Below are 17,282 nucleotides of genomic sequence, written 5' to 3'. Positions count from 1 at the left end.
CCTTTATACATTCCAACGGCCTCAGGGCCGCGTCATCATCTCTATGATCGTCAAGAGGTGCGCAGGGTTCAACACCTGCGGCATCACCTCGAATTCCGCCATCCGCCCGATCATCTGCCGAGGGGCCCCGATGAAATCCTCTATCCGGTGATAGTGCTTGCGCGGGGCGTAATCATCGAAAAGAAGAGTGACAGGCCGCGCCGTGCGCAACGCCGCCGCCATGGCACAGCCGGTGCGAAACCGCCCGTCCACCAACACCACATCGGGTTGCACAAAGCCGGCCATATCCCAGACCTTGAGCGGATACTGTGCATAGGCCTTCCACCCACGTGAGCCGCGGGGAAATCCCCAATCTTTGGTCGGTCCGATGTCGGACCAGATCACGTCTACCTCTGTGCCTGCCGCGGGCGGGTTCTGTGCAAACCAGCCGCGCATCATCTCGGCCCAGGCCTGATCGCTCTCGACCGAAAAGACCCGCTTGCCCTGCATCTCAGCGGCCACCACGGTCGATCCACCAGAGCCATATTCGAGGATCACCCCCGCCCGCGCGTAAACCGCGCGCAGATGCGCTGCCTCGGCATCGGGCAGGGTAAGAACCGGCCTGTCTATGGTGTCTGTCCCAGCCATCTCAGTCCAGCACGACCGCTGTGCCGCTGGCCGACACCATGAGCATCGACTCGCCCACCACCTCGTAATCGAGATCGACCCCAACCACGGCATCGGCCCCAAGTTCTGCTGCGCGCTCTTCCAACTCGCTCAACGCGACTTCACGTGCCTCGCGTAGCTTGCTTTCATAAGAGTCAGACCGACCGCCCACCACATCGGTGATCTGCGCAAAGAAATCGCGCACGATATTGGCGCCCATGATTGCCTCGCCCACGACAATGCCGCGATAATCCACGATCTTGCGGCCCTCGATGGTGTTGGTGGTGGTGATGATCATTTTGTCCAGTAATCCAATATCTTTCGAATCTGACCATGCGATACCAAAAGGATCACCACGATCGGCGCACCGAAAACCAAAGCGCTCGCCAAACCGGCTAATATTCCATTCGTGACAGTCGCTAAGAAGACTAAACACAAGAAGAAAACCAGCAACGGGAACAGTGCGCGACGAAAAAACCAAAGAAAGATGACCATGCGCGCACCTTCCTTTGCGTTGTATTCGAAGGTTCGCACCTCGTTTTCAGCGTCGCCTTGCTGTCTCACCGCTTACCCCACCGACCCTTCCAACGAGATCGCAACCAACTGCTGCGCCTCCATGGCAAACTCCATCGGCAGGGCCTGCAACACGTCGCGGCAGAACCCGTTGACCACCAGCGCCACCGCCTCTTCCTCGTCCATCCCGCGCGCGCGGCAATAGAACATCTGGTCGTCATCCACCTTGGAGGTGGTGGCCTCATGCTCGACGCGGCTCGAGTTGTTCTTGACCTCGATATAAGGCACGGTATGCGCGCCGCATTTGTCACCAATGAGCAAGCTGTCGCATTGCGTATAATTGCGGCTGTTCTTGGCCTTGGGGTGCATCGAGACAAGCCCGCGATAGGTGTTCTGTGCATGGCCCGCACTGATCCCCTTGGACACGATGCGTGACCGGGTATTCTTGCCCAGATGGATCATCTTGGTGCCGGTATCGGCCTGCTGATAGTTGTTGGCGATGGCGATGGAATAGAATTCGCCTTGGCTATCATCGCCGCGCAGAATGCAGGATGGGTATTTCCATGTAACGGCAGAGCCGGTTTCAACCTGCGTCCACATCACCTTGGCCCGATCGCCCCGGCAATCGGCGCGCTTGGTCACAAAGTTGTAGATGCCACCCTTGCCGTTCTCATCGCCCGGATACCAGTTCTGCACCGTGGAATATTTCACCTCGGCGTCTTCTTCGATGATGATCTCGACCACAGCGGCGTGCAATTGGCTGGTGTCGCGCTTGGGCGCAGTGCAGCCTTCGAGATAGCTGACATACGACCCCTTGTCGGCGATGATCAGCGTACGCTCGAACTGCCCCGTATTCTCGGCATTGATCCGGAAATAGGTGCTCAGTTCCATCGGGCAACGCACGCCGGGCGGCACATAGACGAACGAACCGTCCGAAAAAACCGCCGAATTCAGCGTGGCATAGAAATTGTCACTGACCGGCACGACAGAGCCGAGGTATTTCTTGACCAGTTCGGGATGCTCGCGGATTGCCTCGGAAATTGAGCAAAAAATCACCCCGGCACGGCGCAGCTCCGCCTGAAACGTGGTGCCAACGGACACCGAATCAAAGACCGCATCCACAGCGACCTTGCGGCCCTCGGCGGGGGCATCCTCTGCCCCCTCAACCCCGGCAAGGATCATCTGCTCTTTCAGCGGTATGCCCAGCTTTTCATAAGTCGCGAGCAACTTGGGATCGACCTCGTCCAATGACTTGGGTTTGACCTCCATCGACTTGGGACGTGCATAGTAATACTGCGCCTGAAAGTCGATTTTGGGATAATCGACCATCGCCCACTCGGGCTCGGTTTTGGTCAGCCAGCGGCGATAGGCCTCTAGCCGCCACTCGGTCATCCACTCTGGCTCTTCGTTCTTGGAAGAGATCAGGCGCACGATGTCCTCGTTCAGGCCGAGAGGCGCGTAGTCCATCTCGATATCGGTGTTCCAGCCGTATTTATAGGCCTCTCCGACCTGCCGGACCGCATCGACGGTTTCCTGATCGACCCCGTCCTTGACCTGAACCTTGTCCACAGCAGCCATTCCCCTCTCCTTGCGTCTCAGGCCAAACGGCCCCGATGTTTTTGCAGACGCTTCAGCCAGCATTCGGCAAAGCGCAAGATGTCGTCCTCGGTCGTCTGCGGCCCCAGCGATACGCGGATCGCGCATCCCGCCGTGGCCTCGTCAAACCCCATCGCGCGCAACACCCGACTGGACCTCACTTTGCCACTGGAGCACGCGCTCCCGGCAGAAATCGCGAACCCGGCCAGATCCAACGCCATCACCTGTGTCTCGCCCTTCCATCTGGGCGTGATGAAGCAACTGGTGTTCGGCAAACGCGGCGCAGCTTTCCCGACAAAAATAGTCTCATTTGAAAACTCTGCAATGGTATTCTCTAGAATGTTTCTAAGTTTTTCGATGGGATCCCAAAATCCTTCGGCCAGATCATGCCCCGCCGCCTCTGCCGCCGCGCCAAAACCGGCGATGCCGATTACATTTTCGGTGCCCGCGCGGCGACCCATTTCCTGTCCGCCGCCCCGGATTTGCGCCGCAAGATCGGTGCCACGCTTGATGACCAGCGCCCCTACCCCCTTGGGCCCCCCAAGCTTATGTGCAGAAACCAACGCCATTTCGACGCCGGACCAGTTGAACGCCACGGGCAGCTTGCCAAAGGCCTGCGTCATATCGCTAACCGCCAGCCCCTCGGGCAACGCCTGCACCACGCCGGTTTCGGAATTGGCCATTTGCAGCACAGAATGCGCCGGATCCTGAACCGTGATCCGCCCATCAGCATCGACCGGCAGATCGGGCGTGATCCAGGCCCCCACCGCATCATGCTCGACCGCAGCCCCGTGCAACTGCCGCCCCGCACAGGCCAAAGCCGCCGCTTCGGTCGCGCCGGAGGTGAAAATCACATCCGCCCCATCCGCCCCGAGCGCCGCCGCCACCTGCGCCCGCGCGCGTTCAATCAACCCTTTGGCGGCGCGCCCTTCGGCATGCACGCTAGATGGGTTACCGATCAGGTCCATGGCGTCCAGCATGGCCTCGCGTGCCTCGGCGCGCAGCGGGGCGGTCGCGTTATAGTCGAGATACACTCTCTGCATGATTGTCCGCTTTTCCACGAGAAATAGGACCAGTCTGCAAAGGCGTGGCCCTTACAGCGCTTTTGTCACTCGTCATCCACCACGGCAAAGAGATGTGGCACCGCCGGACAGGGGGCCAGGGAATTGCCCGCTACATCGCTCAGGCGCGTCTGGTGCAAGAATACATAGACATGCGCGCTAAGGCCTTCCCACAGCCGGTTTGTCATGGACTGCGCCCGCGATCCGCTGGTCGCACCAGAGGCACCCGCCCCCTTGTGCAAGGCATCAATCGTTTCGTCCACCGCCGCCAGAATATCCGTAACCCGAATCTCAGAAGCAGGGCGCATCAGGCGATAGCCGCCGCCCGGCCCCCGCACCGATTTCACCAGATCCGCGCGTCGCAGCTTGACGAAAAGCTGTTCGAGATAGGGCAGCGAAATATCCTGCCGCTTCGAAATATCGCCAAGCGTCACCACCGATCCCGCAGGCTGCAAGGCGATATCCACCAAGGCAACCATGGCATATCGCCCTTTCGTGCTCAGTTTCATCGGTTTTCCCCCACGCGAACAGATTGACCTTGAGCGATACAAGGCTTATCTCGCTCTGAGCCATTCTGGCCCGGATCACAATTTAGAACATTTCTAAGGTGCCCGAGCGAAGTCGTCAAGATTTTCGCACTCACCCATGAAGAGGACACAGGGAACCCATGCCCGAGGTAATCTTTCCCGGCCCCGAAGGCCGGCTCGAAGGCCGCTACCACCCGCAAAAGGAAAAAGACGCGCCCATCGCGATCGTGTTGCATCCACACCCGCAATTCGGCGGCACCATGAACAACAAGGTCGTGTATAACCTGCACTACGCCTTTTACAACATGGGCTTTACCGTGCTTCGGTTCAATTTCCGCGGGGTCGGGCGCAGTCAGGGCGAATACGACCAAGGCATCGGCGAATTGTCCGATGCGGCCTCGGCGCTCGACTATCTGCAGTCCATGAACAACAATTCGAAACATTGCTGGGTCGCGGGCTTTTCCTTTGGGGCATGGATCGGCATGCAGCTCTTGATGCGGCGACCCGAGATCACCGGTTTCATCTCGGTGTCGCCTCCCGCCAATATGTATGATTTCAGCTTTCTGGCACCCTGCCCCGCCTCTGGCCTGATCATCAACGGCAGCCATGATCGCGTGGCCCCACCCGCGGACACCAAGGCGCTGGTCAACAAGCTGCATGAACAGCACGGCATCACCATCACCCATCAAGAAGTCGACGGTGCGGATCACTTCTTCAAAGAGCCGCATATGGACACGATGATCGGCTCAGTCAGCACCTATGTCAAACGGCGCTTGACCGAGAATACGCGCTGAGGAGCACCCCATGGGCGTGACCGAGGATTTGGCCGATGAATTGGCCCGCGACGTGATCAAGGCCGTCGAGGCCACCGGGGATGAGATGATCATTTCCGATGTGCAAAAGATCCTCGGTTCCACCTCGCAAACCGCGGAAGAGGCGTTTTTGACTGCCGTGCGTGTGCGCCGCGCCAATATCAAGGCGCGGGCCTACTTGTTGGACAAGCTGAAACGCCTCAAGGCCGCAAAAGAGGCCGCCGCTGACGCCAAGACCGACAGCGGCGACGCCTGAAGATCAGGCGCGCAGGCGCACGCCCTCTGGATCAAAAGGGGCCGCGTGCAGGATGCGCGCGCGATGAGGACGCCCCAATACCATCACCTCAACCGCATCGCCGGGCATGGCCCCACCCTTGACATACCCAAGCGCCAGACTCATGCCCACCGAATAGCCATAGGCGCCCGAGGACACGCGCCCCACGCCGAGCCCATCCTTGAAAATCGGCTCACCCCCTGTGGCATCGGCGTTGGAGGCGTTCACATCCGCCTCCTCCAGATGCAGGATTACCAAGCGCTCGCGGGGCTCTTGGCCAATCACGGCCTCTAGCGCCGATTTGTTCAAGAACTCCTTGTCCATCTTGCACAGCGCTTCCAACCCGGCCTCTTGCGGCCAGTACTCGGGGCTGTATTCGCGGCTCCACGATCCATAGCCCTTTTCAATGCGCAGGCTCATCAGCGCGCGGCTGCCGACCGGCCCGGCCCCCAACTCGCGGCCCGCCGCCAATAGCGCAGCATAAAGCCGCGCCTGATCCTCAGCCGCACAATGCAACTCCCAGCCCAGATCACCGGTGAAGCTGACACGAATAGCCACGCAGGCCACACCACCCAAGTCAATCCGTGCCGACCGCATAAAGGGAAAATCTACAGTATCCAGCGAAGCATTGGTCAGACGTTGCAACAATTCGCGCGATTTTGGCCCGGCCACGTTGAAGCCACAGACCGTGTCGGTCAGGCTCTCGAATGTGGTGCCCTCCGGCAATGGCACGGCATCAAAGAACCGCTTGTGATACCGCTCTGCCATGCCTGAGGAAATGACCCAGAATTCGTCCTGCGCCAGCCGCGTCACCGTCGCGTCGCCCGCGATACCGCCCCGCACGCCGATCAGCGGCGTCAGGCACGACCGCCCAACAGCTTTTGGCATCCGGTTGGCAAACACCGCATTCAGCCACTCCTCTGCCCCCGACCCCTTGACGCGGTATTTGGCGAAATTGGAAATGTCGATGATGCCTGCCCGCTCACGCAGCATCCTGCATTCCGCCCCCACCGGCGCCCACCAATTTTGCCGGGTAAAGCCATTGGTATCGACCGTGCCCGGTGTGTCGGAAAACCACAGCGGATGCTCCCAACCGTAATTGAGACCAAAGACCGCGCCCATCTCCTTTTGCATGTCATAGACCGGCCGCGTGCGCAGCGGCCGCCCCGCCGCGCGCTCTTCATTCGGGAAATGGATCGAGAACCGATGCGCATATTGATCCCGCACCTTGGCTTTGACGAAATCACGGTCGTTGGCCCAGAGGCCGAACCGCGCCAGATCCCAGGCGAACATATCGTATTTCATTTCGCCATTGATCAGCCATTCCGCCACCATCCAGCCCATGCCCGCCGATTGGCTGAACCCCGGAATGATGCCATTGCAACAGAAATAGCCCTTGAGTTCGGGCACCGGCCCGAGGATCACGTTGCTGTCCGGGCTCCAGATCATCGGCCCGTTGATCACCCGCTTGATCCCCGCTGTGCCCACCACCGGCACCCGGTCGATGGCGCGCAGCATGTTCTCCTCGATCCGCTCGAGATCGTCGGGGAAAAGATCATGCGCAAAATCAAGCGGCGTGCCTTCCTCTGCCCAGAACCGCATGTCGCGCTCATAAGCGCCGATCAGCAGGCCCTTGCCCTCTTGCCGCAGGTAATATTCCCCGTCCCGATCCGCCACCGAGGGCAATCGACGGTCCATGCCGGAAATCTCGGCGATCATCTCGGTCACGAAATACTGGTGTTCGGTGGGTTGCAGTGGCAATTCGATCCCCGCCAACTTGGCCACCTCACGGCCCCATAGCCCCGCCGCGTTGATCACCCAAGGGGTATGGATATTGCCCTTGGGGGTCTCGACGATCCAAGATCCATCCGGCTGCTGCACTGTCGCCGTGACCGGCGTGAAACGGTGGATTTCCGCGCCCCGCTGCCGCGCCCCCACGGCATAGGCGTTGGTCACACCCGAGGGGTCCACATTACCGCCATCGGGCTCGTACATGATGCAGCGGATACCGTCGAAATTCACCAGAGGATGCAGCCTTTCGGCCTCATCTCTCCCGATCTCATGGAAATTCATCCCATAGAGCTTGGCCTTGGCAGCCTGAAGCCGCAACTGATGCTCGCGATTCTCGGTCTGTGCCAGATAGAGGCTACCGGGTTGAAACACGCCACAGCTTTGCCCGGTCTCGGCCTCGAGCTCGTTATAGAGCTTCATCGTGTAGTGCTGCAGACGGCTGATATTGGCGCTGTCATGCAGCCCGTGGATATTGGCGGCCGCATGCCAGGTGCTGCCACTCGTGAGCTCATTGCGCTCCAGAAGAACGACATCGGTCCAGCCCAATTTGGTGAGGTGGTAAAGAATCGAGCATCCGATAACGCCGCCGCCGATCACGACAGCTTGTGCATGGGTCTTCATTGGGAGTTCCTCTGGAATTTTCTGCCCATATCCTGAAGGGCGCAACCGTGACCCGATTGCCGATCTCCGACATTTTCCGTCGCTCTGATGCAAATCGGTGCCAAACAGCAAAAGAACGGCCTGCCCCGCAAAGGACAGGCCGCGATCCATGGGAACGGTCAGATCGGTCCTGACCGACCTTTCTCAGCAGATGCCAAAGGTCTCGCTGATCACCGTGCTTCCGGCAACCTTGATCGAAACCTTCACGCCCGTCGGAATGCCAAACTTGGTGCAGATATCCAGACAGGCCTCGGCGGCGGTGCCATTGGGGATCGACACCGGCAAAGGCAGGCAATGCTTGCCCAACCCGAGCGGTAGCTTGATACAGACCTGGTTGTTCTCCACGGTCACAGAGATACACTGAGCAGCGACTGCAACATGCCCGCCACCCGCCGGCAGAGCCGATTGTGCCGTGAGATTCTTGGCGGCGGCATGACCCTCATGCCTGCGTCGTGCGACTTCCAGTGCAGCATCGACCGCGCTTTGATCAAATTCATAAAAATCTTGTGCCATTTCAAAGGCCTCCTTGGATAAATTAAAGCACACCTGCAAAATAGCGCAGGCAATAACCTTATACTTTAAGAGCAATATTGGTTCAATGATTCGTCCTTAGGTTGTTTTTTATAATATTAATTCGCTCAGGGACACCCAATCACCAAGCCAAACCGCGCGAAGCGAAATCCAAATACGTCAGAGATTGTCGCTGACAGACATGATCTTTCCTGCGCCACTGGCAGGCTCTGGCAAAATCTCAGGGAGTTCCAAAATGAAAACCAGCACCCGTGTGGTTGTGATCGGCGGCGGTGTCGTCGGCTGTTCCGTGCTCTATCACCTGACCAAACTGGGCTGGTCGGATGTCATGCTGCTGGAGCGCTCGGAGTTGACCTCCGGCTCGACTTGGCACGCGGCGGGCGGGTTTCACACGCTCAACGGCGACACCAACATGGCGGCTCTTCAGGGCTATACGATCCGGCTCTACAAGGAGTTGGAAGAGATCACCGGCATGTCCTGTGGGCTGCATCACGTCGGCGGGGTCACGCTCGCGGACAATCGCGACCGGTTCGACATGCTCTTGGCCGAGCGCGCCAAGCATCGCTACATGGGCCTCGACACCCATATCGTGACACCTGAAGAAATCGCGAAAATCGCGCCGGTGACGAATATCGACGGGATCATCGGCGGGCTCTACGATCCGCTCGACGGCCATCTTGACCCCTCCGGCACCACCCATGCCTATGCCAAGGCCGCGCGCATGGGCGGGGCCAGCATCGAGACGCATTGCATGGTGAAAGAGACCAAGCAGCGCGCCGATGGTACCTGGGATGTGGTGACGGACAAGGGCACCATCCACACCGAGCATGTGGTCAACGCGGGCGGTCTCTGGGCCCGTGAAGTGGGGGCGATGGCGGGCGTCTACCTGCCGCTGCACCCGATGGAGCATCAGTATATCGTCACCGACGAAATTCCCGAAATCTACACGCGCGATACCGAGCACCCGCATGTCATGGACCCGGCCGGCGAAAGCTATCTGCGCCAAGAAGGGCGCGGGCTCTGTATCGGCTTCTATGAACAGCCCTGCAAGCCATGGGCAGTCGATGGCACGCCTTGGGATTTCGGTCATGAGCTTCTGCCCGACAACCTCGACAAGATCGAGGCCAGCATCGAATTCGCCTACCGCCGCTTTCCCGTGCTCGAAAAGGCGGGCGTCAAATCGGTCATCCATGGCCCCTTCACCTTTGCCCCCGACGGCAATCCGCTGGTCGGCCCCATTCCCGGCCTGCGCGGCTATTGGTCAGCCTGTGGTGTCATGGCGGGCTTCTCGCAGGGGGGCGGCGTGGGCCTCATGCTGGCGCAGTGGATGATCGAGGGAGAATGCGAACGTGACGTGACCGCGATGGACGTGGCGCGCTTTGGCGACTGGATCACGCCGGGCTATACACGCCCCAAGGTGATCGAGAACTATCAGAAACGCTTTTCTGTCTCATATCCGAACGAAGAACTGCCCGCCGCCCGCCCCTTCCGCCAGACGCCGATGTATGACGTGTTCGACAAAATGGGCGCGGTCTGGGGCGCGCAATATGGGCTGGAGGTGGTCAATTACTTCGCGCAAGGCGACGAGCCGCGCTACGAGACGCCAAGCTTCCGCCGTTCCAACGCATGGGAGGCAACCGCGCGCGAGGTCCGCGCCGTGCGCGAGGCCGTAGGCATCAACGAAGTGCATAACTTCGGCAAATACCTCGTCACCGGGCCGAATGCGCGCGCATGGCTCGACCGGATCATGGCGGGGCGCATCCCCAAGCCGGGGCGCCTCTCGCTCACACCAATGCTCTCGCCCAAGGGACGGCTCTGGGGCGATTTCACAGTATCTTGCCTCAATGACGAAACCTTTCAACTTACCGCTTCTTATGGCGCGCAGGCGGTGCATATGCGTTGGTTCGCCCAGAACGAGGCGGCGGGCGTGCGCGTCGAGAACATCTCTGATCGGCTGAACGGATTTCAGATTGCAGGCCCGCGCGCACGCGACGTGCTCATGGCCTGCACCCGTGATGCGCTGGACGAGATGCGCTTCATGGATGTGCGCCACGCGACCATTGGCATGGTCGATTGCCTCGTGCAGCGCGTCAGCTACACCGGTGATCTGGGTTATGAGATCTTCTGCGACCCGATGGCGCAACGCGCGCTTTGGGATGTGCTCTGGTCGACGGGGCAAGAGCACGGGATGAAACCCTTTGGGATGCGCGCGATGATGTCCCTGCGACTTGATCGCTTCTTTGGCTCATGGCTCAACGAGTTTTCGCCCGATTACACCCCCGGCGAGACCGGCATGGACCGCTTTATCAGCTTTACCAAGAACGCTGATTTCATCGGACGCGCAGCGGCAGAGGCCGAGCGCGCCAAAGGAGCCGCGCGCAAACTGGTGGCCTTCGAGGTGGATGCAGCGGACGCAGATGTGAACGGATACGAACCGGTCTGGATCGGGGATGAGGTGCGCGGGTTCTGCACCTCGGGGGGCTATTCGCACCACGCGAGCAAATCCACCGCCTTGGCCCTCATCCCGTCCGAGACAGCCCAAGCCGGGCTTGAAGCGGAAATCGAAATCCTCGGGCACAAACGCCCTGCAAAAATGCTCACCGAGGCGCTTTTTGACGTGGACGGCGAACGGATGCGCGGCTGAAACAGAAGAAAAACGGCGTCTGCTCAGAGGTGCAGACGCCGGTGTTTCAAGTATTCGCAGAACGTTGAAAAGGTCGCGTCAGTCTTCGGGCGCATCCGGATCAGGTTGCCCCACGCCGATGAACACGCGCTTGAGCGGCAAGATCCAAAGAAAACCAAGCCCGACATAGATCAGCAATTCCACCCAGATTGACGGGCGATCCATCCAGTTCACAAGGCTGACCGCCACCACCACATAGGCGGGCAAACCCACCAGCAACACCACCAACGACCAGCGTTTCCGGGCCTTGTAACTGAGTGGCATCGATCCTCCTCAATCCGCGAAAGGGTCTGTCACGAGGATCGTATCCTCGCGCTCGGGTGAGGTAGAGAGTAGCGCGACCGGACAGTCGATCAACTCTTCGACGCGGCGCACATATTTGATGGCCTCGGCGGGCAGATCGGCCCAACTGCGCGCCCCCTCGGTCGATTGCGACCAACCGGGCAATTCCTCGTAAATCGGCGTGCAGCGCGCTTGGCTATCGGCGGCGGTTGGCAGGTAATCCAGCCGCGTGCCGTCGAGATCATACCCGACGCAGATCTTGAGCGTTTCGAACCCGTCCAGCACATCGAGTTTGGTCAGGGCGATCCCCGTAACCCCCGACGTGACGCAGGTCTGGCGCACGAGACAGGCATCGAACCAGCCGCAACGCCGCTTGCGCCCTGTCACCGTCCCGAATTCATGCCCGCGCTCGCCAAGACGTTGACCATCGTCATCGAGCAGTTCGGTGGGAAACGGCCCCTCACCCACCCGCGTGGTATAGGCCTTGACGATGCCCAGCACGTAATCAATCGCCCCCGGTCCAAGGCCCACGCCCGTGGCCGCCTGACCGGCGATCACATTGGATGAAGTGACAAAAGGATAAGTCCCGAAATCAATATCGAGAAGCGCCCCTTGCGCGCCCTCGAAGAGAATCCGCTTGCCTGCGCGGCGCTGCTCGTTCAGCACCTTCCACACTGGGGCGGCATACGGCAGGATCTGTGGCGCAATCTCTTTCAACTGTGCAATCAGTACCTCACGATCGACCGGCACGATGCCAAGTCCACGCCGCAACGGATCGTGATGCTGAAGTGCGCGATCAACCCGCGCGATAAGCGTGGCCTCATCCGCCAGATCCGCCACCCGGACCGAACGACGCCCAACCTTGTCCTCATAGGCAGGTCCGATGCCGCGCCCGGTGGTGCCAATCTTGGTGCCTTTGCTTGCCGCTTCTTCACGGGCGCGGTCCAACTCACCATGAATCGGCAGAATGAGCGGTGTATTCTCTGCGATCATCAACGTCTCGGGCGTGATCGTTACCCCTTGCTCGCGGATCGAGGCAATTTCTTTGACCAGATGCCAGGGGTCCAGCACCACGCCATTGCCGATCACGCTCAGCTTGCCGCCTCGCACCACGCCCGAAGGCAGGGCATTGAGCTTGTAGACCTTGCCGTCGATGACAAGAGTATGGCCCGCGTTATGGCCACCTTGAAAGCGCGCGATCACATCGGCGCGTTCGCTCAGCCAATCGACGATCTTGCCTTTTCCCTCGTCTCCCCATTGGGCCCCGACGACGACGACATTTGCCATGATTTACCCCTCGGCATTTGGTCCAAACCGCGCGCCGGTATAACGGGGGGATGCGCCGGGTGAAACATCTAATTCACCTCAACCCCCAGAGACACCCCTGCATTCCCCGAATTGGCAGTCAGTGGCCGATTGTCGGGTTGCGGGCGGGCGCAGAATTGCATAGATAGCGGCAGATCGAGACATAAGCATAGGCTCCCTCTTCCATGGAAAATGTCGTTCTGACCATCCATCTTCTTCTGGCACTCGCCCTCATCGGCGTGGTGCTGCTGCAACGCTCCGAAGGTGGCGGGCTTGGCATGGGTGGCGGCGGTGGCGGGGCCATGACGGGCCGCGCGGCAGCCACGGCGCTAGGCAAGATGACATGGATTCTGGCCGCGGCCTTTATCGTGACCTCGATCACGCTGACAATCATCGCCGCACAGAACGCGGCCGGGGTCTCGGTTCTCGACCGTCTGACCGATGCACCGCCCCCCGCCGAGACATCGACGCCCGCGCTGCCCGATGTCGAGACCCTGATGCCACCGGCCGCAGGTGACACGGCCCCCCTCACGCCGACAGCGGACTGACACAATTCTTTGAGCGCGCTTTGGGATTGCGCAACATCATCTAGCGGTTGGCTTGCGCAATCCTCGCGAATCCTGTAGAGGTTAAATCCCGTGGCAGGGTGGTCTTTGGGCCATCGCTGGGTTTTAGACCGTCCATAAAACACACGAGATCACGGGGGCCTCAACGCATGGCACGATATATTTTCATCACTGGCGGCGTTGTATCCTCGCTCGGCAAGGGACTAGCCTCGGCGGCGCTCGGGGCGCTGTTGCAGGCACGCGGGTTCTCGGTGCGACTGCGCAAGCTTGATCCCTATCTCAACGTCGATCCCGGGACGATGTCGCCCTTTGAACATGGCGAGGTGTTCGTCACCGATGATGGGGCCGAAACCGATCTCGATCTTGGCCATTACGAGCGCTTCACCGGAGTTCCCGCGCGGATTACCGACTCGGTCAGTTCGGGGCGCATCTATTCCAACGTGTTGGAAAAGGAGCGGCGCGGCGACTATCTGGGCAAGACCATTCAAGTCGTCCCGCATGTCACCAATGAAATCAAGGAGTTCCTGAGCATTGGCGAAGACGAGGTCGATTTCATGCTCTGTGAAATCGGCGGCACCGTGGGCGATATCGAGGGGCTGCCGTTCTTTGAGGCGATCCGCCAGTTCAGCCATGATCGCCCGCGCGGACAGTGCATCTTCATGCATCTCACCCTTCTGCCCTATCTTGCCGCCAGTGGCGAGTTGAAGACAAAGCCCACGCAACACAGCGTCAAGGAACTCCAAAGCATCGGCATCGCCCCCGACATCCTCGTGTGCCGCTCCGAACAACCGATCCCCGACAAGGAACGCGAGAAAATCGCCCTCTTCTGCAATGTCCGCAAAGAGCATGTTGTCGCGGCCTATGATCTCAAGTCGATTTACGAGGCGCCGCTGGCCTATCACCGCGAGGGTCTGGATCAGGCCGTGCTCGATGTGTTTCAGATCAGCCCCGCGCCAAAGCCGGACCTGACAGTGTGGCTCGATGTCGTGGATCGTATCCAAAATACCGATGGGGCGGTCAATATCGCCATCGTCGGGAAATACGTTCAGCTTGAGGATGCCTATAAGTCGATCAAGGAGGCGCTCATTCACGGCGGCATGGCCAACCGGGTCAAGGTCAACGTGGAATGGGTCGATGCCGAGATTTTCGAGCGTGAAGATCCCGCCGCCCATCTCGAAGGCTTCCACGCCATTCTCGTGCCCGGTGGTTTTGGCGAACGCGGAACCGAAGGCAAGATCAAGGCCGCAGAATTCGCCCGCACCCGCAAAATCCCCTACCTTGGTATTTGCCTTGGCATGCAGATGGCCGTGATTGAGGCCGCGCGCAACGTGGCCGGCATGAAAGACGCCGGATCAGAAGAATTCGACCACGAGGCAGGCAAGCGCCGGTTCGAGCCGGTGGTCTATCACCTCAAGGAATGGGTGCAGGGTAACGAAAAGGTGCAGCGCAAGGTCAGCGACGACAAAGGCGGCACCATGCGTCTTGGGGCCTATGATGCCGTGCTCAAGGAAGGTAGCCGTGTGGCCGAGATTTACGGCGGCACTGCCATTGATGAGCGTCACCGCCACCGCTACGAGGTGGACACCAAGTATCGCGAGAAACTCGAAGGTTGCGGCCTGACCTTCTCGGGCATGTCGCCCGATGGACGCCTGCCCGAGATCGTGGAATGGTCGGATCACCCGTGGTTCATCGGCGTGCAATATCACCCGGAACTGAAATCCAAACCCTTCGCGCCGCATCCGCTCTTTGCCGATTTCGTGCGCGCGGCAATTGCGACCTCGCGCCTCGTCTGAGGTGGGGTCACCCCTTGACGGGGAAGAGGAAACAGCGATCGCGCCGGATCATCAGCCAGAGCGCCTTGCCCGTTTTGGGCAGGAATACATTGGGCACGGTCGCCTTGAGCAGCGAGCCGTCGTGATCCATACGAAATTCGACCAGGCTCTCGGAGCCCATGAAGCGCGCGCGCTCGACCACGCCGCGTGCCGGGGTGCCATCCTGCGGCGTGGGGTTGGGACCGCGCCCGTGCCGGTCAAAGTCGATCTTGATATGCTGTGGCCGGATCACGATCTCGACCTCGGCACCCTCATAGGCGCCGGGCGCTAGAAACTGACCAAAGGGCGTATCGACCAACGATCCGCGCACCCGCCCCCGGATCACGTTGATTTCCGAGAAGAACGCCATGGCGCTGCGGTCCACAGGGGCATTGTAGACGTTGTAGGGCGCGCCCTGCTGCACGATCCGTCCGTTCCGCATCAGTGCGATTTCATCGGCCATGCGCATCGCCTCTTCCGGCTCATGCGTGACCAATAGGACGGCCGTATCCTGTTCCCGCAGGATTTCAAGCGTCTCGTCACGGATGCCATCGCGCAGGCGATTGTCCAAGCCCGAGAACGGCTCGTCCATAAGCATGATGCCCGGACGCGGCGCAAGCGCCCGGGCAAGCGCCACACGCTGTTGCTCGCCCCCTGAAAGCTCGTGCGGATAGGCATTGAGATAGCGCGAGAGGCCGACCCTTTCGAGCAACTCGCCCACGCGCGCCATCTTGGCGGATTTGTCCCCGCTGAGGCCAAAGGCGACGTTCTGTGCCACGCTCAGGTGCGGAAAGAGCGCAAAATCCTGAAACATCAGGCCGATATGCCGCCGCTCCGGGGGCACGCGATACACCGTGTCGCATACCAGATTGCCATCCACCCAGATCTCGCCGGAATCCTGCATCTCGACCCCGGCGATCATCCGCAGCGTCGTGGATTTACCACAGCCCGAAGGCCCGAGCAGACAGGTCACATGCCCCGGCATCACCCGCAACGAGACGTCATTAACCACATGCCGCCCATCATAGCGGCGCGTCAGGTTCTTGATTTCAAGCCGGGGAATTGGGGTCTGCACCGGGGCCTCTTGGTCTTTCCGATTAATTCTATCGGGTTTTGTCCGCAGGAAATATCAACCCCTCGCCCCCAGTGCAAGCCATATGGCTGCGGCCCGTTGACAGCCCCGCGCAGAGGTGTTTGGGTTACACGACATTTCACCCTCAGGAGTTTCTCCCATGCGGATTATCACCGGCGCCTTGGTTGCGCTCTGCCTTGCTTTCCCCGTCCATGCACAGGACGACCGCGCCGCGCGAGTAGCCATTGCCAAAGAGTATGTCGACGCGACCATGACCGATGCCGATATTCAAGAGTTCATTCGCCAACTCTGGCAACCCATGATTCAACAAATGGCCGCCAACCGCCAACGGATGTCCGAAGAGCAGATTATGCAAATCGACAAGCTCTTTCTGGATCACCTGACACAGCCTCTGACTGATGTGATGCGCAAACAGGATCAGGTCATGGCTGACCTCATGACCCTCGAAGAGCTGACCGCGCTGCGTGATTTCTATCTGTCTGAACATGGCGGCGCTGTCATGCGCAAGATGCCGCAACTGGCGCAAATTCAGCAGCCGATGATCTCCGCCGTCCTGCAAGAGGCGATGCCGGAAATGATGCCCAAGATCCAGGAAATCACCACGCCAAAGTAAGACCGCACTCCGGCGCGCCCTTATGCTTTGGGCAGGTCCATCATGGCGGTGAACTCGGCCTCTGCGGCGAGTTCACCTTCGACCTCTGCAAGACCCGAAAACTTCCACACCTTGCCCCCCGGCTTGCCGCGCGTCGTGCGCAGTTTCATTTCCAGGACATCGCCCGGTACCACCATTCGGCGAAATTTCGCGCTGTCGATGGCCATGAAATAGACCAGCATATTACGGTCCTGCATCTCAAGCGCCGCGCCTACCATCACGGCGGCGGTCTGCGCCATCGCCTCGATGATGGTGACGCCGGGCATAATTGGCTTGCCGGGAAAATGCCCTTGGAAATGCGGCTCGTTCATCGTCACATTCTTGATGCCCCGTGCCGATTGATACCCGTCGATATCCACCACCTTGTCCACCAAGAGAAAGGGGTAGCGATGCGGGATGATCCGCTGGATCAGATGTATATCTGCGGATTTGAGGGACTCGGTCATGGGTTGTCCTTTCACGTGCCTTGCCCCTTGTGCC

Annotated in this window: 18 protein-coding genes; 6 read left to right on the top strand and 12 right to left on the bottom strand. The window is 59.9% G+C overall.

What is annotated here, in order from left to right:
* Positions 1-21: 21 nt before the first annotated feature.
* The 6 genes from ROSMUC_RS08495 to iscR all read right to left on the bottom strand — a co-directional run bounded on the left by ROSMUC_RS08495 (position 22) and on the right by iscR (position 4,324).
* The gene (locus tag ROSMUC_RS08495; RefSeq protein ID WP_037271684.1) at positions 22-627 is read right to left on the bottom strand and encodes a hypothetical protein; all 606 of its coding nucleotides are present in this window, start codon (positions 625-627) and stop codon (positions 22-24) included.
* Position 628: 1 nt separating this feature from the next.
* Positions 629-943, bottom strand: coding sequence for a heavy metal-binding domain-containing protein (locus ROSMUC_RS08490; protein WP_037271683.1), 315 nt, complete (start codon positions 941-943; stop codon positions 629-631).
* Positions 940-1,209 carry a hypothetical protein gene (locus tag ROSMUC_RS08485; protein WP_037271682.1) on the bottom strand — a complete coding sequence of 90 codons (270 nt, stop codon included), beginning with the start codon at positions 1,207-1,209 and terminating at the stop codon, positions 940-942. Before ROSMUC_RS08485 ends, ROSMUC_RS08490 begins: the two co-directional genes overlap by 4 nt.
* A 3-nt stretch (positions 1,210-1,212) precedes the next feature.
* Complete coding sequence (sufB, locus tag ROSMUC_RS08480) at positions 1,213-2,736, bottom strand: Fe-S cluster assembly protein SufB (RefSeq protein WP_037271681.1); 1,524 nt, start codon at positions 2,734-2,736, stop codon at positions 1,213-1,215.
* Positions 2,737-2,753: 17 nt separating this feature from the next.
* Positions 2,754-3,797: a cysteine desulfurase family protein gene (locus tag ROSMUC_RS08475; protein ID WP_037272006.1), complete on the bottom strand. Its 1,044-nt coding sequence runs from the start codon at positions 3,795-3,797 to the stop codon at positions 2,754-2,756.
* 65 nt (positions 3,798-3,862) lie between these two features.
* Positions 3,863-4,324, bottom strand: coding sequence for a Fe-S cluster assembly transcriptional regulator IscR (gene iscR, locus ROSMUC_RS08470; RefSeq protein ID WP_037271680.1), 462 nt, complete (start codon positions 4,322-4,324; stop codon positions 3,863-3,865).
* A gap of 158 nt (positions 4,325-4,482) precedes the next feature.
* Between iscR and ROSMUC_RS08465 the strand changes: the two genes are divergently transcribed.
* Positions 4,483-5,136, top strand: coding sequence for an alpha/beta hydrolase (locus ROSMUC_RS08465; RefSeq protein WP_037271679.1), 654 nt, complete (start codon positions 4,483-4,485; stop codon positions 5,134-5,136).
* Between the two features lie 10 nt (positions 5,137-5,146).
* Complete coding sequence (locus tag ROSMUC_RS08460; protein WP_037271677.1) at positions 5,147-5,410, top strand: hypothetical protein; 264 nt, start codon at positions 5,147-5,149, stop codon at positions 5,408-5,410.
* Between the two features lie 3 nt (positions 5,411-5,413).
* Here the strand turns inward: ROSMUC_RS08460 and ROSMUC_RS08455 are convergent, their stop codons facing one another.
* Positions 5,414-7,840, bottom strand: coding sequence for a GcvT family protein (locus ROSMUC_RS08455; protein WP_037272003.1), 2,427 nt, complete (start codon positions 7,838-7,840; stop codon positions 5,414-5,416).
* A gap of 183 nt (positions 7,841-8,023) precedes the next feature.
* Positions 8,024-8,392 (bottom strand): hypothetical protein, encoded by a 369-nt coding sequence (locus ROSMUC_RS08450; protein ID WP_037271676.1) that lies wholly within the window; start codon positions 8,390-8,392, stop codon positions 8,024-8,026.
* Between the two features lie 253 nt (positions 8,393-8,645).
* Here ROSMUC_RS08450 and ROSMUC_RS08445 point away from each other — a divergent pair, with 253 nt between their 5' ends.
* A complete protein-coding gene (locus ROSMUC_RS08445) occupies positions 8,646-11,054 on the top strand; it encodes a GcvT family protein (RefSeq protein ID WP_037272000.1) in 2,409 nt (802 codons plus the stop codon).
* A 78-nt stretch (positions 11,055-11,132) separates the two neighbouring features.
* Here ROSMUC_RS08445 and ROSMUC_RS08440 read toward each other — a convergent pair whose 3' ends face one another.
* Entirely contained in the window at positions 11,133-11,357 is a 225-nt protein-coding gene (locus ROSMUC_RS08440) for a DUF2842 domain-containing protein (protein WP_037271674.1), read from the bottom strand.
* Between the two features lie 9 nt (positions 11,358-11,366).
* Positions 11,367-12,662 carry an adenylosuccinate synthase gene (locus ROSMUC_RS08435; protein ID WP_037271672.1) on the bottom strand — a complete coding sequence of 432 codons (1,296 nt, stop codon included), beginning with the start codon at positions 12,660-12,662 and terminating at the stop codon, positions 11,367-11,369.
* Between the two features lie 203 nt (positions 12,663-12,865).
* Between ROSMUC_RS08435 and secG the strand changes: the two genes are divergently transcribed.
* Both secG and ROSMUC_RS08425 read left to right on the top strand, forming a co-directional pair.
* Entirely contained in the window at positions 12,866-13,228 is a 363-nt protein-coding gene (gene secG, locus ROSMUC_RS08430; protein WP_037271670.1) for a preprotein translocase subunit SecG, read from the top strand.
* Positions 13,229-13,395: 167 nt separating this feature from the next.
* Positions 13,396-15,039, top strand: a complete 1,644-nt coding sequence (locus ROSMUC_RS08425; protein ID WP_037271668.1) for a CTP synthase — start codon at positions 13,396-13,398, stop codon at positions 15,037-15,039.
* A 7-nt stretch (positions 15,040-15,046) separates the two neighbouring features.
* On the opposite strand, the gene ROSMUC_RS08420 is transcribed toward ROSMUC_RS08425, so the two are convergent.
* Positions 15,047-16,132, bottom strand: a complete 1,086-nt coding sequence (locus ROSMUC_RS08420) for an ABC transporter ATP-binding protein (protein ID WP_037271666.1) — start codon at positions 16,130-16,132, stop codon at positions 15,047-15,049.
* A 157-nt stretch (positions 16,133-16,289) separates the two neighbouring features.
* On the opposite strand from ROSMUC_RS08420, the gene ROSMUC_RS08415 reads away from it, so the two are divergent.
* A complete protein-coding gene (locus ROSMUC_RS08415; protein WP_037271664.1) occupies positions 16,290-16,763 on the top strand; it encodes a DUF2059 domain-containing protein in 474 nt (157 codons plus the stop codon).
* 20 nt (positions 16,764-16,783) lie between these two features.
* Here ROSMUC_RS08415 and fabZ read toward each other — a convergent pair whose 3' ends face one another.
* Positions 16,784-17,248, bottom strand: a complete 465-nt coding sequence (fabZ, locus tag ROSMUC_RS08410; RefSeq protein ID WP_037271662.1) for a 3-hydroxyacyl-ACP dehydratase FabZ — start codon at positions 17,246-17,248, stop codon at positions 16,784-16,786.
* Positions 17,249-17,282 lie beyond the last annotated feature (34 nt).

The organism is Roseovarius mucosus DSM 17069 (assembly GCF_000768555.3).
Lineage (GTDB): Bacteria > Pseudomonadota > Alphaproteobacteria > Rhodobacterales > Rhodobacteraceae > Roseovarius > Roseovarius mucosus.
This window is presented reverse-complemented; position numbering and strand designations above follow the sequence as displayed.

Bases quoted from the DNA above. Each gene is read 5' to 3' on its own strand.
- ROSMUC_RS08495 (WP_037271684.1), bottom strand. From the start codon at position 627: ATGGCTGGGACAGACACCATAGACAGGCCGGTTCTTACCCTGCCCGAT.
- ROSMUC_RS08490 (WP_037271683.1), bottom strand. From the start codon at position 943: ATGATCATCACCACCACCAACACCATCGAGGGCCGCAAGATCGTGGAT.
- sufB (WP_037271681.1), bottom strand. From the start codon at position 2,736: ATGGCTGCTGTGGACAAGGTTCAGGTCAAGGACGGGGTCGATCAGGAA.
- ROSMUC_RS08475 (WP_037272006.1), bottom strand. From the start codon at position 3,797: ATGCAGAGAGTGTATCTCGACTATAACGCGACCGCCCCGCTGCGCGCC.
- iscR (WP_037271680.1), bottom strand. From the start codon at position 4,324: ATGAAACTGAGCACGAAAGGGCGATATGCCATGGTTGCCTTGGTGGAT.
- ROSMUC_RS08465 (WP_037271679.1), top strand. From the start codon at position 4,483: ATGCCCGAGGTAATCTTTCCCGGCCCCGAAGGCCGGCTCGAAGGCCGC.
- ROSMUC_RS08460 (WP_037271677.1), top strand. From the start codon at position 5,147: ATGGGCGTGACCGAGGATTTGGCCGATGAATTGGCCCGCGACGTGATC.
- ROSMUC_RS08455 (WP_037272003.1), bottom strand. From the start codon at position 7,840: ATGAAGACCCATGCACAAGCTGTCGTGATCGGCGGCGGCGTTATCGGA.
- ROSMUC_RS08450 (WP_037271676.1), bottom strand. From the start codon at position 8,392: ATGGCACAAGATTTTTATGAATTTGATCAAAGCGCGGTCGATGCTGCA.
- ROSMUC_RS08445 (WP_037272000.1), top strand. From the start codon at position 8,646: ATGAAAACCAGCACCCGTGTGGTTGTGATCGGCGGCGGTGTCGTCGGC.
- ROSMUC_RS08440 (WP_037271674.1), bottom strand. From the start codon at position 11,357: ATGCCACTCAGTTACAAGGCCCGGAAACGCTGGTCGTTGGTGGTGTTG.
- ROSMUC_RS08435 (WP_037271672.1), bottom strand. From the start codon at position 12,662: ATGGCAAATGTCGTCGTCGTCGGGGCCCAATGGGGAGACGAGGGAAAA.
- secG (WP_037271670.1), top strand. From the start codon at position 12,866: ATGGAAAATGTCGTTCTGACCATCCATCTTCTTCTGGCACTCGCCCTC.
- ROSMUC_RS08425 (WP_037271668.1), top strand. From the start codon at position 13,396: ATGGCACGATATATTTTCATCACTGGCGGCGTTGTATCCTCGCTCGGC.
- ROSMUC_RS08415 (WP_037271664.1), top strand. From the start codon at position 16,290: ATGCGGATTATCACCGGCGCCTTGGTTGCGCTCTGCCTTGCTTTCCCC.
- fabZ (WP_037271662.1), bottom strand. From the start codon at position 17,248: ATGACCGAGTCCCTCAAATCCGCAGATATACATCTGATCCAGCGGATC.